Genomic DNA, 18,536 nt, shown 5'->3' with positions numbered 1-18,536 from the left:
AAGGCTTTGCCCCGCAGGGCAAGAGGGAAGAACAGGACTTGTCCAGTTCCCTCTTGCTTCATTTAGCGAAATGAGCCGAGCCACAGGGCGAGGTGGTTTCTGCTAAATGTGGAGCAATGGCACTCAATCAGGCGGTAATATTACCCACCTTGTTTTGCGTCGGTTTGCTTATCAAGCTGATTTTCCTTTTTGAACCGTTCATAGGTCTTACAATCGGCATTTTCTTGAACAAACGCCCGAATGTCGGATGCACGGTAGTAGGTTTTGTGTCCTATCATAAAGTAAGGTAGTTTGCCACTTGACCGATACCGTTGCAGGGTTCGGGTAGATACTTTCAGCAGGAAAGCTAAATCCTGATTATCGAGAATCTTATCATTTTCGCCCAATACGTTGTCGGTATTGATTAGGGATTGTAGGTTCTGACCTATCTCGCCCAGTTTCTTCGATAGCTTCTCCATCCACTTGTCGAAGTTTTCATTGTCTATATACATTTTGCTTCATTTTTTAGTTTAACATTATTGCTTTCAATCGATTGATGAAGCAAAGTTCGGCAAACGGATGCAAATAAGTTAGGGGAGTACCAGTGGTACTCTCCTATAAATAGTTGGTAAGTTATTGATTTACAGATAGCCTTTTTTCTTACTTTCTTCGGCAATGGCTTTGCGAAGTGTATCTAAAAACTCGGTTACTTTGGATGGCTTACGCTTAATAACACTTTCGTGCTTTTTGTGGATGTTACCCAACTTGATATTGAAAAGATACTCAAAGGTTCTACCGATTTCTGTAAGTGGTGATTCTGTCCCAGTGTGCGTAACCACTCTTTTAGATAGGAACAATCCGCTAACCATCTCCATAATTTCAATAAGATAGGTTTCGTCGGTGAGAAAGAGAGGAGAAAGTGGAAGTTTCGTTTTCCGTTGTAGGAATTGTGTTGGGTACTTAATGCGTAGGTTTAGTATTCTAATCTCTGTGCTAATAAGCTCTATTGCTTCATTAATCAGAAAGGACAAGGCATTTTTCCCCCTGCTCAAATTGTGAACGATACGATTTGAGCCTGTTCAGTCCAAAGGAGAAGTAACGTAACAATACTACATAATCCTGTTCGTTTATAGAGATGTCAGCCAAATGATTGGCAAGTTCTTGCAATGCTGCCGTAAAATCGTTTACGGCAAACTCTTTCGGTGAGCATTCCGACAATAGTCGAAAAAATCTCTGTTCGGATAATTGAGTAATCATATTTATATCAATTAAGAGTGAATGTAAAATGATTATTTGGCAACAATGTATTACCTTTGTACAAAGGTAGTTGACTGAAGTGGAATCCGAAATAGCTATATATAGCTACATTGATTATGAAAGTATTAGATATAACCAGAGAAGAGATGTGGGCAAAACAATCTCTGCACCCACACGAAATTGATTATTCGGTGTGGGATACAGACAGAGCGATGTTGCAGCAAATGGCAAAAATAAGCCGTAGTTGCACTTTTGTTGTGGATGTATACAAATGTAAGTACACCTTTGCTTCATCAAATTTTGCCGATTTACTGGGTTATGATAGTCGTAAAATAGAGATGATTGAGCATTTTGACGATGATTATCTTGAATCTCGTATTCACCCCGAAGATTTATTCAACATGAAATCCATTCAGGTCGGCTTGTCTCAATTTATTTATAATCAACCGATAGGAGAGAGAAATAACTATAAAAATATTTTCAGTTATCGTGTTCTCAATACCAAAGGACAATATATCAATGTAACGAGTAAGCAGCAAGTTTTGGAGACTTCTGATAGCGGTAAAGCGTGGCTTATATTGGGTGTGATGGACATTGCTTCCGACCAAAGACCATTAGATGGCGTAAAATGTACGGTTCTGAATCTAAAAACAGGAGAACTGTTTTCTCCATACACCTCAGCAGAAATCAAACCAGAACTCACAAACAGGGAAATAGAAATCTTACAACTGATAAAGCAAGGCTTGTTAAGTAAGGAGATTGCCTATACACTGGGTGTCAGCATCCATACCGTGAACATTCATAGGCAAAATCTACTCAGAAAACTGGGTGTTCAGAACTCTATCGAAGCTATTAATATTGGTAGTAAAACAGGATTGATTATTTAATCAAATCTGTTTTTGTCTCCAGTTACCACGTAGCAAATAAATCACCGACAAGGTTAATATTGCCAAAGCATATATATGCTCCGAAGTCCACAGCAATGATACATTGGGGGCGAAATAATCCAAAGCCTTTATGTACAGAATGTAAACAGCAAGAGCCAATAACCCTATTTTTAGTGTCATTAGTGTCCCGTTAAAATGGGACGAGTTAAACAATTAATCAAAAAGCCCCGGAATCAGGGGATCATTTAGATCTTTGACATCATTGAAATTAGTCTTGTCGAACAGGTCACGCAAGTGGGTTTTGTCAGTCAATGATATGCTGAGAATTTGTAAAACTTCATAGGTTGAACGTTTCAACTTCATATCATGTTGGACAATAGCCACAAGACAGTACGTGATAATAGCCACACTGATTTGTATGCGAACAGCGTTCTCTGTTGTGCCCCAGAATTTCTTTATCTTGAGATGCTGCTTGAGCCATTTGAAGAACAGCTCGATTAACCATCTTTTCTTATAAAGATCGGCGACATCCAGTGCAGAAAGTTGTTTTGCATTCGTCAAAAAAGTGAACTCACGGTCATCCTCTTCGTCGTAATATCGGACGAGTCTGAATGACTCAGGATATTTTTTCTCGGAGAGATATCCGGTCAGTTTCACTTCCGCATCTGTCATTATGTTCTTTGGCATTCTTCGCTTCCATCTGACTGTCTTATACTTTAAGTTCGTCTTGGCTCTGACAACAAAGAAAGAGTCTGTAAGATGTATCCTATAGAGTTCTTTAAAGGAGTCATAAGCCCTGTCGAATATATAATAAGCATTTGGTTCATAATGGATTGAAGACATTGCTGTGGAATCATGCTTTGATGCAGTAGTTACAGTATAGAAGGCAGGAACTTGTGCTTCAATGTCGTATAAGACATGAGCTTTCACCCCTCCTTTCTTGCTTCGGAACTTTGCCCATGGGAATGTTGCAAGACACAACGGAATCGTTGTTGAATCAAACGCATATTTCTTTCCGGAAATGTCAAGGATGTTGGTCGTCCGCTTCTCGCAGGCTTCCTTCATCATATAGAATGCAAAGTCTTCGAAGATTCTGTAATCACGGTTCTGGTTCGCTGTCGCAAGAGTTGTCTTGGCTATCGGTTCACGACCTAAACCAAGATGATATTGCTTGGCCCTATGCGCCTCGAAAGCAACGACTAAGTCTCGCAGGCTCTCACGGTTACTCAGTTGTCCAAACATCATCGCGAGCATCTGATTCCAGCAAGTGAAATGTTTCACATATCTGTTGCCATCATACTTGCGAACATAGTTGTTGAACTGAGTCCTGTTCAGAAAAGCGGTTAATTGAGAGAATACGTATTTGTCTTGGAACATAGCAGCCATTTGTATTAGACTGCAAAGTTGCAAAATCAAGTCCGTTTCATTTCAAAAAACCGTGTAATTGACTATATTTCAATAATTTCAAAGAACTATTTATCCACTTTTACGGGACAGTAGTGTTTTAGTGTTATAAATGTGTTCCCCGTTCCCGATATGGCACAATATAAAACAAATGCCGGAACAGATAGCAAAAATGAAGATAGCATAATATACAATGGTGATAACGATTCTTGAATCAAAACGGTGTTGTCGGTATATAGCTTTAGAAAGAGGTCAGGAAAAATAAATCCTACCAACATCAAGGGGATACAGAAGTAATAGCACATCTTTATAACTCTTCGGCACAGAGATAAAACCATATTTTGCCTGCCTTCACCAATTAGGTTGCTCACTAATGCACTCCCCGTTGAAGCAAACGCCTGTACAAGCATAAATGGTACAGCCGAAATACTTCTCACAATGTTGGATGTAGCAAGTGCTGTTTCCCCGATGTGTTCTATAACCACAAAAAAGATTAGCCACGAAGCAAGCGATAAGAATGATTGTAACATTGTCCAACTGGAAAGATGCAAAATTCGTTTCAAATCGTGCCATTGACGTTTGATATTAGAGATTCGCTCGAACAGACGACCGTTTGTCGTAAATCGGTAATATAAGATAAAAACAAAGGCTGCCGAAAATTCTGCGATACACGAACCCATACCTGCTCCCTCAATTCCGAATGCAGGAAAACCAAATTTTCCAAAGACCAAGACATAATTACATATGACATTCACAACTACCATCGTTAGCGAGCATACCGACAATATTTTCGTTCGGGTAATTCCGATGTAATACGCCCTAAATGCGACAATGATAAAAGCGAAAAGCAGTCCGTATATACGCCAGTTGAGATATAAGAGTGCTGCCGAATAAATCTTTTCGGACTTGATAACTTGATGCAGTATCGGTGGCAAAGCAAATTGAGATGCAATAATAATAATACCAGCCAAAAGAATCAGGAAGTAAAAACCTGTTGAAAATATGGTTGTTACCTCTCTATTTTTCTTCTCTCCGTTGAGCCGTGCAATAAGCACCTGTAATCCTACCCCAAAACCCGAACCAATCACAAACAGAATAAGATAACAAACTCCGGCAATTGCCGAAGCTGCTAATTCCGTCTCCCCAACATGACCTAAAAAGGCAGTATCTGTAATTCCTATGATTTGTTCTACTAATAGGCTCAGGAGTACGGGTAATGTGATACGACAAATATTCTTATAGGATATATCCATATTACGGCATCCACTCGATTACGCCATCGGTAGGATTGCTTTTTATCCACTCTGCAAACTCGGTATAGGTACGCACACCACCTTGAATTACCGCCTTATAATAGAGGATACCCATAATTTTCTCCGTTTCAGGAGTTTCGTATTTAAGTCGCAAGATTGCTTGGCGAGTATCTTCGGTTAAGAGTGCGGAGATACGCTCTGCAACTTTCTCAAAGTAACCGTCATAAGTAGAGCCTTTTTCAATATGAATCATATCCAACTGCCAAAGGTTTTTACACTCGTCCTCATACCAAGCGTGCCATTCGATACATTTTTCGTCTGTATCTATCAGATTCCCGTACTCAATGCGTTTGATGCGTGGATGCTGTGCCAGCTTCGTCATTACTGAAAAACTGTCGGCAATATCCAAACATTCAGTATAGATATGAAAATCAATGTCCCTATGTTTTACCAGTAGCCCCGTTTTTAGTGAGCCAACAAGGTTGATAGTTGCCCCTGCATCTTGCCAAATACCCATAACATTGGTATCCCTGATAATCTCCCACGCTTTTTGCTGATTCTCTGTTGCAATTTCTTCAATTTGCTTCATATTTCCATTTTTTAGATTGCAAAGATAGCGGTATTCTGCTTATGTTTAAATAGTTATTTATAGCTATAACGAAGATTGTTTAATTTTAAATTTGGCAATCCAGTTATTATAGTTATTTTTGTAGTGAGTTATTTGAAGCAATGGTAAATCACAGCAAACTAAAGAGTTTCGCTCATTTCTACATCGTTACCCATTGTTCTACTCTTCTTCTTCAAAAATCTATTATTCAATAGATTATAATCACATTTCTTGTTACTTCGCATACACCACGTCACCGGTAAATACAACCAGGTCGGGATGTTCTGCATCAAGCACTTCATTGATACGCTTCAAGGCAATATCCGAGGCAGGATTACCATATTGGAAATGCACGTCGGTAAACTGCACTATTTTGAATTCCCCGTTTTTATCGAATTTCAAGGGCTTTATCTGTGCCCGGCAGAACATTACGGACAGCAGTACCATACAAAGGGTCAAAGCAAATTGTTTCATAGTATTTTCTGATTTTGATTCGGAGTTCGTTTATTCTTTAACTATCAAGACAGTTGCATAAGCCGATATTCCCTCTTCCCGTCCTGTAAAGCCCAACTTCTCCGTAGTGGTAGCCTTCACGGATACATCGTCTTCATCAATCCCCAACACAGCAGAAAGAGTCTGCTGCATGGCGGGTATATGAGTTTTCAACTTGGGTCGTTCCGCACAGATTGTCGCATCAATATTACCAACGGAATACCCTTTACTACCTATCAGGTCCACCGTTTTCTTCAACAATATCTTACTATCTATATTTTTAAATTCGCCTGCCGTATCGGGAAAGTGATAGCCTATGTCGCGCATATTCGCCGCACCCAGCAATGCATCGCAAATAGCATGTATCAGCACATCTGCATCCGAATGTCCCAAGAGACCTTTCTCATGCTCCAGGCGTACACCACCCAACCAAAGTTCTCTATCTGTCACCAGCCGGTGAACATCAAAGCCAAAACCAACACGTATCTTCATATCTTTTCAATTATATAATAAACGTGCTAAAGTAGGCATTATTCACTATCGGCTCAAAGATATTCTGCTATTTTTCCTTAATGAGAGGGATTACGTACCTAAATACAAACAGCAAGTCTTACAACCTAATACAAAGAGTATGAAAGAGCTGACGAAATCAGCGGATATGAAAATCGAGCAGCTTTTCCCCGCCTAAATAACCTTGCAAATGCTGACCGACACTGACGGGTCCTACTCCGGCAGGGGTACCTGTAAACAGTAAATCACCAATCTTCAAAGTCATAAAACGACTGACATAGGCTATTATATCGTCTATCTTGAAAAGCATGTCTGCCGTATTGCCACGTTGTACTTCACGGCCATCTATATCGAGATGGAAATCCAAATTCTGCAAGTCTCCACCGGCTTGTTCCAAAGAAATGAACGTACCGATAGCTGCTGAGTTGTCAAACCCTTTGCACAGCTCCCACGGGTTACCGGCTTCACGGAATTTCCGCTGCAAGTCACGGGCTGTAAAATCAATGCCTACCGTCACCGCATCATAATAACGATGCGCAAAACGGGGAGCTATATTCTTACCTAACCGACAAATACGTACCACAACTTCCGTTTCGTAATGAACTTCATGGGAGAAGTCGGGAACAAAAAACGGCTTGCCGTCTTTCAAAATAGCCGAGTCGGGTTTCATGAAGATAACAGGTTCACTATTCTCCTGAGTATGCCCAAGCTCCTTATTGTGCTGTGCATAATTCATCCCTACTGCTATGATCTTCATCACCTTATCTCATTAAAATTCAAACGGTTAAACATTACTGCCAGATGTGCATACAACGAAGTGTTCTGAACCACTATATCTTCCGGCACACGGATACGGAACGGAGTAAAATTCCATACGGCTTTAATGCCGCCTGCCACCATCGTATCCGTAATTTTCTGCGCAATCTCAATAGGTACTGTCAGCACACCGATATTGACGTCATATGCCTGCATTTTCTCTTCAAAATCATCGGAATGATAGATTGGAATGCCATTCAATGCTGTCCCTACCAAATCGGGATTTACATCAAATGCTGCCACAATCTCCAGACCGAAATGGTTCAAACCGGAATCTCGCAGCAATGCACCACCCAAACTTCCCACACCGAAAAGAAATGCTTTATGTATATTGGTAAATCCCAAAAAATCTTCCAGCACGGCAATCAGCGTATCTATCTCATACCCCACACGGGTACGGCCGGAAATATTGACATATGACAAGTCCTTCGCTATCTGAGAGGCATCAATATTGATTTCTTTGGAAATTTGAGTAGAAGAAACGAAACGCTCCCCTCTTTTTCTAAGCAATTTTACATTGGAAAGATACCACGGAAGCCGGCGCAAGGTAGGTTCCGGCACCTTTGTAGAGTCTTTCTTTTGTAACTGACTGTTCATAGCTTTTCCTTTAAGTTCTCAATATTATGACTGACAAAAGTAGTGCTTTTTTTCCAATCTATAATATATCTATGACAAAAGGTTAACATTATTTCTACCTGTGATTGCAAAGTTCCTTGTAAAACCGTATTTTTGGACTCCTTTTGTGAGAAAATTAAAACAAGTATATATGGCTAAGAAACCAAAAGAGAACGATTGGAAAGACAGGCTGAATGTAGTGTATTCAACCAACCCCGACTTCAAATACGAATTGGACGATGAAGAAGAGCAAACCACTCTCCAACCGTCCCAACAACGTCTGCGCGTACAATTGGACCGCAAGAACCGGGGCGGTAAAGTTGTAACTCTCGTTACCGGATTTATCGGTACGGAAGACGATTTGAAAGAACTGGGCAAATTCCTTAAAAGTAAATGCGGTGTGGGAGGAAGCTCCAAAGACGGAGAAATCATTGTACAAGGAGACTTTAAGCAAAAAGTACTGGAATTACTAAAGAAAGAGGGGTATACACAGACCAAAACGGTGGGATAACTCACTGCTGCTTTAAAAACATAATAAAGAAAAACGGTCGCTATGGATATTTCCATGCGACCGTTTCCATATATTTACATCCGTACGGAATTATTCAGCACGCAAAGTGAAACGCTTGAAATCAACGATTTTCAATTCAGGGTCAGCTTCTTTCAGCACTTCTCTTACAGTCTTCTTGCCATCCATGATATCTTCCTGGTTCAGCAGGCAAACTTCTTTCAGGAATTTACCCAGACGACCTTTAGCAATATTCTGAATCATCTGTTCCGGCAGGTGTGCAGCTTTTTCAGCAGAAACTGTAGCAATGATTTCTTTTGCCTTTGCTACGTCTTCAGCTGTAATCCATCCCTTAGCCATGTTGCTTTCCATGTGGTCTTCGCTGTCAACGTGAGCAGGGTTGATGCCGGCTTTCTTCAAAGCAGCCTCAACAGCCTTCTGTACTTGTTCGGCTTTTGTCTTCTCGATAGCAACTTCGATTTCTTTCTGCTTAACTTCTTCAGAAACACCGTCTTCGTCGATAGCCAGCGGATTCATGGCAGCAATCTGCATGGCCACTTGCTTAGCCAACTGTTCGTCAACATTCTTGTTGAAAGCAACAATCGTGCAAAGACCGTTTCTGTTCATGTGGTTGTACACAACCGTAGTTGCACCCTCTACAGTCAGATAACCGTCGAGTTCCATCTTCTCGCCTGTGATACCGCTACGGTCGGTTACTGCATCCTGTACAGTACCGTTACCCATCGGCAGGGCTTTTACTTCATCCAACGTCTTGCACTTATTGGCAACGGCAAGGTCAAGGATATCCTGAGTCAGTTTCACGAAGTCGGCATTCTGAGCTACGAAGTCGGTTTCGCACTTCAAAGCGATGATAACGGCAAAGTCACCGGTAGTCTTAGCCAAAACGCAGCCTTCAGAAGCTTCACGGTCTGAACGCTTAGCAGCAACAGCCTGTCCTTTTTTACGGATAATTTCCATTGCCTTATCGAAATCGCCTTCTGCATCGTTCAATGCATTCTTGCAATCCATCATACCAGCACCGGTCATTTTACGGAGCTTGGTTATATCAGCCATACTTACAGCCATACTATCTTTCCTTTATATTTTAGTTAATAAATATCGTTCTAAAAAGCGAAAAAGAGCTGAGAATAGAGAATTGAGAATTGCTGTAAAGTAACTCTCAACTTTCAATTCTCAACTCTCCACTATGAATTAAGCCTCTTCGTCTTCCTTAATGAAAGCGGCAGCTTTAGCTGCGTTGATTGCTTCCTCGTCAGACTTGTCGAGTCTTGCTTTTGTAGCTTTCTTCTTGCCTTTGTTGGCAGGAGCCTCACCGGCAGCTTCCATGTCTACCTTCTCAGCCTTACGTTCTTCCAAACCTTCCTGCATAGCAGCGCAGCAAGCATCCAAGATAACTTCTACCGACTTGGTAGCGTCATCGTTTGCCGGAATAACGAAGTCGATATTCGTAGGATCGGAGTTGGTATCAACGATACCGAATACGGGAATACCCAAACGGTTGGCTTCGCGAACTGCAATATTCTCCTTCATTACGTCGATAACGAACAAAGCAGACGGCAGACGAGTCAGGTCAGCGATAGAACCCAACGTCTTGTCCAACTTGGCACGTTGACGGGAGATTTGCAGGATTTCTCTCTTAGAGAGGTTAGAATAAGTACCATCGTTAGTCAGCTTATCGATAGTAGCCATCTTCTTCACAGCCTTACGGATTGTCGGGAAGTTGGTCAACATACCACCCGGCCAGCGCTCGATTACATAAGGCATATTTACAGATGCAGCCTTGTCGGCAACCACCTGCTTAGCTTGTTTTTTAGTAGCAACAAACAGGACTTTCTTTCCTGATTTAGCGATTTGCTTCAAAGCTTCAGCAGCTTCGTCAATTTTAGCAACCGTCTTGTTGAGGTCAATGATATGAATACCATTGCGCTCCATGAAGATATAAGGAGCCATTGCAGGGTTCCACTTTCTTTTCAAGTGACCGAAGTGACAACCGGCTTCCAATAATGTATCAAAATTAGTTCTTGACATTTTGTTTTAATCTTTAAATCGTTTACTTTCTTTTTTGTTTTTTCTAAACCAACCGCCGGGTAGCCTATCCGAATGAAGAGTCCCGGTAGTTTAGATACTAAACGCTTTTTCAGTTGAGAGTTGAGAGGTGAAAGTCGAGAATTAAGCAACTTGTCCGCCCCAACCGTTCTCCAACTCTTAACGTTTACTGAACTGGAATCTACGACGAGCTTTCGGCTGTCCCGGTTTCTTACGTTCAACAGAACGGGGATCGCGAGTCATGAAGCCTTCAGCACGGAGAGCAGCTTTATCTTCAGCATTGATTTTCACCAAAGCGCGAGCAATTGCAAGACGCAATGCCTGAGACTGTCCGGTGAAACCGCCACCGCAGAGGTTTACTTTGATGTCGTACTTTTCAGCAACACCCAGCTTGTTCAACGGTTGTTTAACTACATACTGAAGAATGCTTGATGGAAAGTACTCTGCGAGGTCTCTCTTGTTAATAGTAATCTTTCCAGTACCTTCGCTTACGAAAATACGTGCAATTGCACTTTTACGTCTGCCTAATGCATTTACTACTTCCATTATCTCTTATTTAAGTGCGTTAATATCAATCATTTTCGGGTTCTGAGCATCATGCTTGTGCTCGCTGCCGGCATATACATACATATTGCCCAGCAATTTGGCGCCCAACTTATTTTTAGGCAGCATACCCTTTACTACTTTTCTCAGCAACTTGTCATCACCGTTCGGTTTTGCCTGCAAACGAGCAGGAGTGATTTCTCTCTGACCGCCGGGATAGCCTGTGTATGACAGATATACCTTGTCATTCCACTTGTTACCGGTTAATTTTACTTTGTTGGCATTGATAATGATTACATTATCGCCGCAATCTACGTGAGGAGTAAAGTTAGGTTTATACTTTCCTCTCAACAGTTTCGCAACTTTTGCGCCCAGACGACCCAATACCTGGTCTGTAGCGTCAACAATGACCCATTCTTTAGTCACTGTAGCTTTGTTTGCAGAAATGGTCTTGTAACTTAAAGTATCCACTCTTAATTGTTTTTTTAAATGTTACTACTAAATTTTTGCTTCACCACGAATCAACCGCCTCGGACAAAGGGAGATTAATCCGCTATGAATTAAATGCTTATCCTTATGAGATAATAATCGGCTTGCAAAGGTACGGATTTTCTTATAACTGGCAAACGTTTTCTTCTTTTTTTTGATTTGCACTTGGCTGATATACAACAAAAAGAAATTCTCTTCCGAGGAAATACAGATTTCCTCGGAAGAGAATTTCAAAAGTTCCCGCCCGCACACGCAAACACTTATAAACAGAAAATTTTCCGGATTTGCGCAAGGGACATAAAACAACATTCGTTTTATACTACCGAACAATGTCTACCGGAAACGCGGATGGCATATTTACCCGTTTCCATGTTTCATGGAACCATGTATTCAGTTCATTTCCGTTTAAATCTTTTGCGATAAAGTATTTCAGGTACATCACACCTCCCTCACCCATTTCAAATTCAAGGATATTGTCCTTATTATCCAACATAGGCAGATGGATGTTCCTCTCGATACTTTCCTTATAGGCTGTACCCGATATTTGCCGATAGGTACCATACCCTGTAATAATGGCATCTGCACCGGGCCGTATCGTGAAGTTAACAATGCGACCGTCATCGCTCAGTACCTTAAATGTATTACTCGGCTTCAATGTTCCGGGAATTTCCGGATTTTCAGACACATAATGACACAACTGCCAAATACCTTCCAGATGCGCCGGCTCAAAAGCAGCCTTATCCTGCGCCCGGACTCCTGTTACCGCAAGCAGCACCACTGCCAGCATGGTAAAGAAATAATTCTTTTTCATATTCGTATGATATTGGTTAACGCTATGCCATTCCTATTGACACAAATATAAAGATTTATTTCGAGAAAATAACAGTTTATCCGATAAAAAAGCCCGCATAAACCAAAGTTTATGCGGGCTTATCCGTCAAGGATATTTTATTTCGTTCTTCGGCGGTTAGAACTCCGCATTGCGCGGAGTACGCGGGAACGGTATCACGTCACGAATATTAGTCATACCGGTTACAAACAGCAACAGACGTTCAAAGCCCAATCCGAAGCCTGAGTGCGGGCACGTACCGAACTTGCGGGTATCAAGATACCACCACATATCTTTCATCGGAATATGAAGTTCTTCAATGCGGTTCATCAGTTTAGCATAATCGGACTCACGCTCGGAGCCGCCGATTATCTCGCCAATCTTCGGGAAGAGCACATCCATAGCACGTACCGTTTTACCATCGTCGTTCTGCTTCATATAGAACGCCTTGATTTCTTTCGGATAATCCGTCAGGATAACCGGACGCTTGAAGTGGTCTTCCACCAAATAACGTTCGTGCTCGGAAGCCAGGTCGACCCCCCAGTATACAGGGAATTCAAACTTATGCCCCTGTGCTACGGCTTCTTCCAGAATCTTAATACCTTCCGTATAAGGCAGACGAACGAAGTTTTCTTTCAGTACACCTTGCAAGCGCTCTATCAAACCCTTGTCAAACATATCATTCAAGAACTTCACATCATCGGCGCAGTTATCCAAAGCCCACTGTACGCAGAACTTGATGAATTCTTCCGCCAAGTCCATGTTATCGGTAATGTCATTGAACGCAACTTCCGGCTCCACCATCCAGAACTCAGCCAAGTGACGGGGGGTATTGGAGTTTTCCGCACGGAACGTAGGCCCGAACGTATAGATAGCGCCCAACGCCGTAGCGGCAAGTTCACCTTCCAACTGACCGGAAACCGTCAGACTCGCCTGCTTTCCGAAAAAATCGTCATCGTAGATAATAGAACCGTTTTCGTCTTTCTTCAAATCATAAAGGTTCATCGTAGTAACCTGAAACATCTGTCCGGCTCCTTCGCAGTCGGAAGCCGTAATGATAGGCGTATGAAAATAGAAGAACCCTTTCTTATGGAAGAATTCATGAATAGCAATAGCCATATTGTGACGGATACGGAACACAGCACCGAATGTATTCGTACGAGGACGCAGATGGGCTATCTCGCGAAGGAACTCCATAGAGTGCCCTTTTTTCTGCAAAGGATACGTATTATCACAAGTACCCAACACTTCAATTTCACGTGCCTGGATTTCAGCTGTCTGACCGGAGCCTACCGATTCCGTCAGCACACCGTTCACGCTCAAACAAGCTCCTGTGGTAATTTCTTTCAGCATCTGCTCATCGAAGTTTGCCAAATCCACCACAATCTGCACATTATTTATTGTAGAACCGTCGTTCAGCGCGATAAAATTAACTTGCTTACTACCTCTGCGGGTACGAACCCAACCTTTCACGTTGACCATAGCGCCAAAATCCTCGCGCTTCAGCAGGTCAACAATCTTTGTTCTACTAATCTTTTCCATAAAACAGTTATTATAACTTGATTATATATATTATTCGAAAGAGCCCATGCGCAGGAAGTTCACCTCTTGTTCCGTGAGGTAACGCCACTCGCCGCGACGCAAGCCTTTCTTGGTTAAACCGGCAAAGAATACACGATCCAGCTTCACGACCTTGTATCCCAGCGATTCGAAAATACGACGCACGATACGGTTCTTACCGGAGTGGATTTCTATGCCCACTTCATCTTTTTTGAAATCATCCGTATAGCTGATAGCATCTGCCTGGATTTCACCATCGTCCAACTGAATACCGGCTGCAATCTGCTCCATATCGGCTTTAGTCAGATTCTTATCCAAATGCACATGATATATTTTCTTTTTCAGATACTTGGGATGGGTCAGCTTGGAAGCCAGGTCGCCATCGTTCGTCAGCAACAATACTCCCGTAGTATTACGGTCCAGACGACCTACCGGATAGATACGTTCGTCACAAGCACCTTTCACCAAGTCCATTACAGTACGACGCGCCTGCGGGTCATCGGAAGTTGTCACCGTATCTTTCGGCTTGTTCAACAGGACATATATCTTACGTTCGATGCTGACCGTCTGGTCGTGAAACTTCACTTCATCGCCACGCTTAATCTTAGTACCCAATTCCGTAACCACTTCTCCGTTTACAGACACTACGCCTGCCGTAATAAACTCATCCGCTTCACGACGCGAGCATACACCGGCATTAGCCAGAAACTTATTCAAACGAATCGGTTCGTTCGGATCGACAAACTGTTCTTTATACTCTATCTGTTTCTTCTTACTGTACTTGGCATTGGGATCGTAATCTCCCGTACGGCGAATCGGGCGACTGTAGCTGTCTCTGTTGCCATAAGGGCGTTGAGGACGGTCACCGTTCGAGTTATAGCGCGGACGGAAAGGGCGGTCACCACCAGCATTGTTACCATAAGGACGCTGAGGACGGTCGCCACCTTCACTGTTATAACGGGGACGGTAAGGACGATCACCGCCAGCATTATTACCGTAAGGACGCTGAGGACGGTCGCCACCTTCACTGTTATAACGAGGACGGTAAGGACGATCACCGCCGGTATTGTTGCCGTAAGAGCGCTGAGAACGGTCGCCACCTTCACTGTTATAACGGGGACGGTAAGGACGGTCACCGCCGGCATTGTTACCGTAAGAGCGTTGAGGACGGTCGCCACTTTCACCATTATAGCGAGGACGGTAAGAACGGTCGTTGTTATAGGAACGCTGAGGACGGTCGCCATTTTCCGCATTCGGATTAAAGCGCTGACGGTAAGGACGGTCACTGCTGTACGAACGTTGCGGACGGTCGCCATTTTCACTATTAAATCTCGGACGATAAGGGCGGTCACCATTTTCACGGTTATAAGACGGGCGACTATAGCTTCCCTCTCTGTTAAATTGGTTACCATCACGGCCGGCGCCTGAATTCTCCTCTGAAGAAGAAGCATCACGCCAAGTTTCATTTTCTGTACTCATTGTTTTATTCGAATAAAATTAAACCTACTGGCCTCACGGCCATTCTTTCTTTATCTCTAATTACCTTTATTTTAGCTTATAACAAATTCCGGATTAAAAAAGTTGAAATCTCCGGTTTCCCTTGTCGCTTCTTAAAGCCCCGTATATGTATGGGGAGTAATTGCACGTAATTCTTTCTTTATATCTTCGCTTACATTCAATTCTTCTATGAATTCCTTGATAGAATTCTCTGTGATAGCCTGATTGGTACGTGTCAATGCTTTCAGCGCTTCGTAAGGATGCGGATATGCCTCACGGCGCAGGATTGTTTGAATGGCCTCGGCCACAACACTCCAGCAGTTATCCAAATCGCGATAGATAGCCGTTTCATTCAACAGCAGCTTGCGCAATCCTTTCAATGAACTCTGAATGGCTATTATGATATGTCCGAACGGAACGCCCACATTACGCAATACGGTAGAATCCGTCAGGTCGCGCTGCAAACGTGACACCGGCAACTTCACAGCCAGATGTTCAAGGATAGCGTTTGCTATGCCCAGATTACCTTCGGCATTTTCAAAATCAATCGGATTCACCTTATGCGGCATTGCACTCGAACCAACCTCACCAGCCTTGATCTTCTGCTTGAAATATTCCATGGAGATATACTGCCAGAAGTCACGGTTCATATCAATCATCACCGTATTAATTCGCTTCATCGCATCGAAGATAGCAGATAGATTATCATAATTGGAAATCTGAGTCGTATATTCTTCGCGCTCCAACCCCAGTTTCTCTGCAACGAACTTAGTACCGAAAGCTTTCCAGTCATATTCCGGATAAGCCACATGATGTGCATTGTAATTTCCCGTAGCACCGCCAAACTTAGCAGTAACCGGACAAGCCTTCAATGCAACCAGTTGGCGTTCCAAACGATATACAAACACCATTATCTCTTTTCCCAGACGAGTAGGAGAAGCCGGCTGTCCGTGCGTTTTGGCGAGCATCGGAATATTCGCCCACTCTTCAGCATAAGCACGGAGTTGCGCTATCAATTCCTCTATCTGCGGATAATATACCTGTTCCAATGCCTCTTTTACAGACAAAGGAATAGAAGTATTGTTAATATCTTGTGAAGTCAGCCCGAAGTGGATAAACTCTTTATAGTCGTCCATTCCGCCTAACTTATCAAATTCTTCTTTCAAAAAATATTCAACAGCCTTCACATCATGGTTAGTCACGCTTTCAATATCCTTGATACGTCCGGCATCGGCTTCTGAAAAATTACGGTAAATATTTCTCAAAGTTTCGAATACATCCTTATTCACCCCTTTCAACTGAGGCAAAGGCAGTTCACATAAGGTTATAAAATATTCCACTTCAACCTGTACACGGTATTTTATCAGTGCGAATTCTGAGAAATAGGCAGCCAAAGCATCTGTCTTGCCCCTGTAGCGACCGTCAATCGGGGAGATTGCGGTAAGTAAATCAAGTTCCATACGTCGTATTTATGATAATTATCGGATTGCAAAATTACGGCTTTTTTCCGAGTAATCAGGTATAATGGGGAAATAAATTAAAAAAATGAAGTTTCAGAATAAAAAAATAGCTTTGCATACTATATACAAAGCTAAAATCCGCAACAATGTGTGGGCGTTGACGGATTCGAACCGCCGACCCTCTGCTTGTAAGGCAGATGCTCTGAACCAGCTGAGCTAAACGCCCTTTTGATAAACGAAAGTGCTTGTTTTTTTTTGTGTGGGCGTTGACGGATTCGAACCGCCGACCCTCTGCTTGTAAGGCAGATGCTCTGAACCAGCTGAGCTAAACGCCCGTACACTTCCGTTTCAAAAGCGATGCAAAGGTACAGCTTATTTTGAAATTACCAAAACTTTCGCCATTTATTTTTCAAGTTTTTTTTCACACAATATTAACTACTATTGAATTTCAAGCAATTAGCCGCATCACTTTTTTATATCATTTTTGCGGATTACCTTTGCCGGATTCCCAACAGCCACACAATCGGACGGAATATCTTTGGTCACTACACTTCCCGCACCTATAATGCAACGGTCGCCAATAGTTACCCCGGGACAAATAACAGCGCCACCGCCAATCCAGCAATCTTCACCTATCGTCACCGGATAGGCATACTCCTGCTCTACACGCCTCTCCAGATAATCAAACGGGTGTTGAGGGGTATAAATCTGCACACAAGGCCCTATCAGCGTATATGCCCCAACAGTGATATAGCCACCGTCCAGAAAAGTACAATTGGAGTTGATAAAGACATGTTCCCCAAGGCGGATACCATCACCATGATCGCAACAAAAAGGCGGGCAAATAGTGGCAGAAGCTGGAATACCGGGTATCAATTCTTCCAATACGCTCCGGCATTCTTCCTCATAACCGCTCATAGCGTTCAGCTTCAGCAACAGTTTTTTCGCACGTTTAAAACGCTCTTGAATTTCCGGGGAAGCCGTATTCGCCAATTGTGAACTCCGCATTTTATCTACCTCATCCATATTCTTATCCATTTTTATTGTACAATATACTACAAGCCATTACATATATGCAGCAATGCCGTCAGTTTCTCCATCCAGTCTTCATCGGGAGCCACATGCAATCCGCGTATGCCAAGCGCTTCCGCCGCCTTGATATTCTTTAAACTATCATCTACAAATATCGTTTCTTCAGCTTTCATACCGTCAGCAGCCAATGCTTTCAGGAAAATATCCGGTTCAGGCTTGTAAGCCTGCATTTCATAGCTGCAAAACAGCGTATCAAAATAATCGCTTATCGGTTTATGTTCGTCACTGAACTTATCACTGCGGGTAAAAGCCATAATAAACGGATTAGTATTGCTAAGCAGGCAAATGTGATATTCCTCTTTTAACTTCAATAAATTGTGAAGCCGGTTCAGAGGCACATCACGTATAAAGCCCAGCCAGCAATATTGCGCCTCATCCCAACCGACAGATTCGCGCCCGGCAGCCTCAGCCATTCTCCGGCAAAACTCACCGGCATCAATCTTTCCCGTCTCTACATCCAGGAAAAATCCCTTTTGGCCGTATTCTCCCATATACTCATCCGTATTCACTCCTGCTTCACGAAAACGGCGGAAAGCCTCTTCCGAATTCTGGCGGAATATCACACCGCCCATATCAAATAATATATTCTTTATCATATACCAATGCTTATTTAAGGAAAACGGACACCCGTTGCCGGATGTCCGCTTTATTACAATAATATATCAACCGGC

At 42.6% G+C, this 18,536-nt stretch carries 22 protein-coding genes, 2 tRNA genes and 1 pseudogene; 2 read left to right on the top strand and 23 right to left on the bottom strand.

What is annotated here, in order from left to right:
- Positions 1–140: 140 nt before the first annotated feature.
- From NQ565_RS05750 to NQ565_RS05740, 3 genes are all read right to left on the bottom strand, one after another.
- Positions 141–491 (bottom strand): helix-turn-helix domain-containing protein, encoded by a 351-nt coding sequence (locus NQ565_RS05750; protein ID WP_005658304.1) that lies wholly within the window; start codon positions 489–491, stop codon positions 141–143.
- A gap of 129 nt (positions 492–620) precedes the next feature.
- On the bottom strand, positions 621–1,031 hold the full coding sequence (locus NQ565_RS05745) for an RteC domain-containing protein (protein WP_005658305.1): 411 nt from the start codon (positions 1,029–1,031) through the stop codon (positions 621–623).
- Positions 994–1,236 (bottom strand): hypothetical protein, encoded by a 243-nt coding sequence (locus NQ565_RS05740; RefSeq protein ID WP_040316345.1) that lies wholly within the window; start codon positions 1,234–1,236, stop codon positions 994–996. Before NQ565_RS05740 ends, NQ565_RS05745 begins: the two co-directional genes overlap by 38 nt.
- A gap of 116 nt (positions 1,237–1,352) precedes the next feature.
- Here NQ565_RS05740 and NQ565_RS05735 point away from each other — a divergent pair, with 116 nt between their 5' ends.
- A complete protein-coding gene (locus tag NQ565_RS05735; RefSeq protein ID WP_005658310.1) occupies positions 1,353–2,123 on the top strand; it encodes a LuxR C-terminal-related transcriptional regulator in 771 nt (256 codons plus the stop codon).
- Here NQ565_RS05735 and NQ565_RS05730 read toward each other — a convergent pair whose 3' ends face one another.
- From NQ565_RS05730 to NQ565_RS05695, 8 genes and pseudogenes are all read right to left on the bottom strand, one after another.
- Positions 2,124–2,303: a hypothetical protein gene (locus NQ565_RS05730; RefSeq protein ID WP_005658311.1), complete on the bottom strand. Its 180-nt coding sequence runs from the start codon at positions 2,301–2,303 to the stop codon at positions 2,124–2,126.
- A 33-nt stretch (positions 2,304–2,336) separates the two neighbouring features.
- Complete coding sequence (locus NQ565_RS05725) at positions 2,337–3,500, bottom strand: IS4 family transposase (protein WP_016660807.1); 1,164 nt, start codon at positions 3,498–3,500, stop codon at positions 2,337–2,339.
- Between the two features lie 95 nt (positions 3,501–3,595).
- The gene (locus NQ565_RS05720; RefSeq protein WP_005658312.1) at positions 3,596–4,780 is read right to left on the bottom strand and encodes an MATE family efflux transporter; all 1,185 of its coding nucleotides are present in this window, start codon (positions 4,778–4,780) and stop codon (positions 3,596–3,598) included.
- A 1-nt stretch (position 4,781) separates the two neighbouring features.
- Positions 4,782–5,369 carry a hypothetical protein gene (locus NQ565_RS05715; RefSeq protein WP_005658313.1) on the bottom strand — a complete coding sequence of 196 codons (588 nt, stop codon included), beginning with the start codon at positions 5,367–5,369 and terminating at the stop codon, positions 4,782–4,784.
- 258 nt (positions 5,370–5,627) lie between these two features.
- A pseudogene (locus tag NQ565_RS05710) lies at positions 5,628–5,861 on the bottom strand (metallophosphoesterase); the annotation flags it as partial.
- 30 nt (positions 5,862–5,891) lie between these two features.
- A complete protein-coding gene (gene ispF, locus NQ565_RS05705; RefSeq protein ID WP_005658315.1) occupies positions 5,892–6,371 on the bottom strand; it encodes a 2-C-methyl-D-erythritol 2,4-cyclodiphosphate synthase in 480 nt (159 codons plus the stop codon).
- A 157-nt stretch (positions 6,372–6,528) separates the two neighbouring features.
- Positions 6,529–7,146, bottom strand: a complete 618-nt coding sequence (locus tag NQ565_RS05700) for a fumarylacetoacetate hydrolase family protein (protein WP_005658316.1) — start codon at positions 7,144–7,146, stop codon at positions 6,529–6,531.
- The gene (locus tag NQ565_RS05695) at positions 7,146–7,802 is read right to left on the bottom strand and encodes a redox-sensing transcriptional repressor Rex (protein WP_005658317.1); all 657 of its coding nucleotides are present in this window, start codon (positions 7,800–7,802) and stop codon (positions 7,146–7,148) included. Before NQ565_RS05695 ends, NQ565_RS05700 begins: the two co-directional genes overlap by 1 nt.
- 169 nt (positions 7,803–7,971) lie before the next feature.
- On the opposite strand from NQ565_RS05695, the gene NQ565_RS05690 reads away from it, so the two are divergent.
- Complete coding sequence (locus tag NQ565_RS05690) at positions 7,972–8,331, top strand: translation initiation factor (RefSeq protein ID WP_016661615.1); 360 nt, start codon at positions 7,972–7,974, stop codon at positions 8,329–8,331.
- A 90-nt stretch (positions 8,332–8,421) separates the two neighbouring features.
- On the opposite strand, the gene tsf is transcribed toward NQ565_RS05690, so the two are convergent.
- The 12 genes from tsf to NQ565_RS05630 form a co-directional block, all read right to left on the bottom strand.
- Positions 8,422–9,414, bottom strand: a complete 993-nt coding sequence (gene tsf / locus NQ565_RS05685) for a translation elongation factor Ts (RefSeq protein WP_005658319.1) — start codon at positions 9,412–9,414, stop codon at positions 8,422–8,424.
- A 126-nt stretch (positions 9,415–9,540) separates the two neighbouring features.
- On the bottom strand, positions 9,541–10,377 hold the full coding sequence (gene rpsB / locus NQ565_RS05680) for a 30S ribosomal protein S2 (RefSeq protein ID WP_005658322.1): 837 nt from the start codon (positions 10,375–10,377) through the stop codon (positions 9,541–9,543).
- Positions 10,378–10,554: 177 nt separating this feature from the next.
- A complete protein-coding gene (rpsI, locus tag NQ565_RS05675; protein WP_004288304.1) occupies positions 10,555–10,941 on the bottom strand; it encodes a 30S ribosomal protein S9 in 387 nt (128 codons plus the stop codon).
- A 6-nt stretch (positions 10,942–10,947) separates the two neighbouring features.
- Positions 10,948–11,409, bottom strand: a complete 462-nt coding sequence (gene rplM / locus NQ565_RS05670; protein ID WP_005658326.1) for a 50S ribosomal protein L13 — start codon at positions 11,407–11,409, stop codon at positions 10,948–10,950.
- A 337-nt stretch (positions 11,410–11,746) separates the two neighbouring features.
- Positions 11,747–12,238, bottom strand: a complete 492-nt coding sequence (locus NQ565_RS05665) for a DUF4488 domain-containing protein (protein WP_005658332.1) — start codon at positions 12,236–12,238, stop codon at positions 11,747–11,749.
- Between the two features lie 156 nt (positions 12,239–12,394).
- Complete coding sequence (gene asnS / locus NQ565_RS05660; RefSeq protein ID WP_005658334.1) at positions 12,395–13,798, bottom strand: asparagine--tRNA ligase; 1,404 nt, start codon at positions 13,796–13,798, stop codon at positions 12,395–12,397.
- Positions 13,799–13,828: 30 nt separating this feature from the next.
- Entirely contained in the window at positions 13,829–15,295 is a 1,467-nt protein-coding gene (locus NQ565_RS05655; protein WP_016661618.1) for a pseudouridine synthase, read from the bottom strand.
- A gap of 131 nt (positions 15,296–15,426) precedes the next feature.
- Complete coding sequence (purB, locus tag NQ565_RS05650; protein WP_005658339.1) at positions 15,427–16,773, bottom strand: adenylosuccinate lyase; 1,347 nt, start codon at positions 16,771–16,773, stop codon at positions 15,427–15,429.
- A gap of 151 nt (positions 16,774–16,924) precedes the next feature.
- Positions 16,925–16,999, bottom strand: a tRNA-Val gene (locus NQ565_RS05645).
- 34 nt (positions 17,000–17,033) lie between these two features.
- Positions 17,034–17,108 (bottom strand) — tRNA-Val (locus NQ565_RS05640).
- 130 nt (positions 17,109–17,238) lie between these two features.
- Positions 17,239–17,799 carry a sugar O-acetyltransferase gene (locus NQ565_RS05635; protein ID WP_016661675.1) on the bottom strand — a complete coding sequence of 187 codons (561 nt, stop codon included), beginning with the start codon at positions 17,797–17,799 and terminating at the stop codon, positions 17,239–17,241.
- 29 nt (positions 17,800–17,828) lie between these two features.
- A complete protein-coding gene (locus NQ565_RS05630; protein WP_005658345.1) occupies positions 17,829–18,461 on the bottom strand; it encodes an HAD family hydrolase in 633 nt (210 codons plus the stop codon).
- Between the last annotated feature and the right edge of the window lie 75 nt (positions 18,462–18,536).

The sequence above is a fragment of the Bacteroides stercoris ATCC 43183 genome, assembly GCF_025147325.1.
Taxonomy (GTDB): Bacteria; Bacteroidota; Bacteroidia; order Bacteroidales; family Bacteroidaceae; genus Bacteroides; species Bacteroides stercoris.
Note: the sequence above shows the minus strand (reverse complement) of the source record. Positions and strands in the feature narration are given on the sequence as shown.

Bases quoted from the DNA above. Each gene is read 5' to 3' on its own strand.
- rpsB (WP_005658322.1), bottom strand. From the start codon at position 10,377: ATGTCAAGAACTAATTTTGATACATTATTGGAAGCCGGTTGTCACTTC.
- NQ565_RS05730 (WP_005658311.1), bottom strand. From the start codon at position 2,303: ATGACACTAAAAATAGGGTTATTGGCTCTTGCTGTTTACATTCTGTAC.
- ispF (WP_005658315.1), bottom strand. From the start codon at position 6,371: ATGAAGATACGTGTTGGTTTTGGCTTTGATGTTCACCGGCTGGTGACA.
- rpsI (WP_004288304.1), bottom strand. From the start codon at position 10,941: ATGGAAGTAGTAAATGCATTAGGCAGACGTAAAAGTGCAATTGCACGT.
- asnS (WP_005658334.1), bottom strand. From the start codon at position 13,798: ATGGAAAAGATTAGTAGAACAAAGATTGTTGACCTGCTGAAGCGCGAG.
- NQ565_RS05655 (WP_016661618.1), bottom strand. From the start codon at position 15,295: ATGAGTACAGAAAATGAAACTTGGCGTGATGCTTCTTCTTCAGAGGAG.
- purB (WP_005658339.1), bottom strand. From the start codon at position 16,773: ATGGAACTTGATTTACTTACCGCAATCTCCCCGATTGACGGTCGCTAC.
- NQ565_RS05690 (WP_016661615.1), top strand. From the start codon at position 7,972: ATGGCTAAGAAACCAAAAGAGAACGATTGGAAAGACAGGCTGAATGTA.
- NQ565_RS05725 (WP_016660807.1), bottom strand. From the start codon at position 3,500: ATGTTCCAAGACAAATACGTATTCTCTCAATTAACCGCTTTTCTGAAC.
- NQ565_RS05735 (WP_005658310.1), top strand. From the start codon at position 1,353: ATGAAAGTATTAGATATAACCAGAGAAGAGATGTGGGCAAAACAATCT.
- tsf (WP_005658319.1), bottom strand. From the start codon at position 9,414: ATGGCTGTAAGTATGGCTGATATAACCAAGCTCCGTAAAATGACCGGT.
- NQ565_RS05720 (WP_005658312.1), bottom strand. From the start codon at position 4,780: ATGGATATATCCTATAAGAATATTTGTCGTATCACATTACCCGTACTC.
- NQ565_RS05750 (WP_005658304.1), bottom strand. From the start codon at position 491: ATGTATATAGACAATGAAAACTTCGACAAGTGGATGGAGAAGCTATCG.
- NQ565_RS05740 (WP_040316345.1), bottom strand. From the start codon at position 1,236: ATGATTACTCAATTATCCGAACAGAGATTTTTTCGACTATTGTCGGAA.
- NQ565_RS05695 (WP_005658317.1), bottom strand. From the start codon at position 7,802: ATGAACAGTCAGTTACAAAAGAAAGACTCTACAAAGGTGCCGGAACCT.
- NQ565_RS05700 (WP_005658316.1), bottom strand. From the start codon at position 7,146: ATGAAGATCATAGCAGTAGGGATGAATTATGCACAGCACAATAAGGAG.
- NQ565_RS05630 (WP_005658345.1), bottom strand. From the start codon at position 18,461: ATGATAAAGAATATATTATTTGATATGGGCGGTGTGATATTCCGCCAG.
- NQ565_RS05715 (WP_005658313.1), bottom strand. From the start codon at position 5,369: ATGAAGCAAATTGAAGAAATTGCAACAGAGAATCAGCAAAAAGCGTGG.
- NQ565_RS05635 (WP_016661675.1), bottom strand. From the start codon at position 17,799: ATGGATGAGGTAGATAAAATGCGGAGTTCACAATTGGCGAATACGGCT.
- NQ565_RS05665 (WP_005658332.1), bottom strand. From the start codon at position 12,238: ATGAAAAAGAATTATTTCTTTACCATGCTGGCAGTGGTGCTGCTTGCG.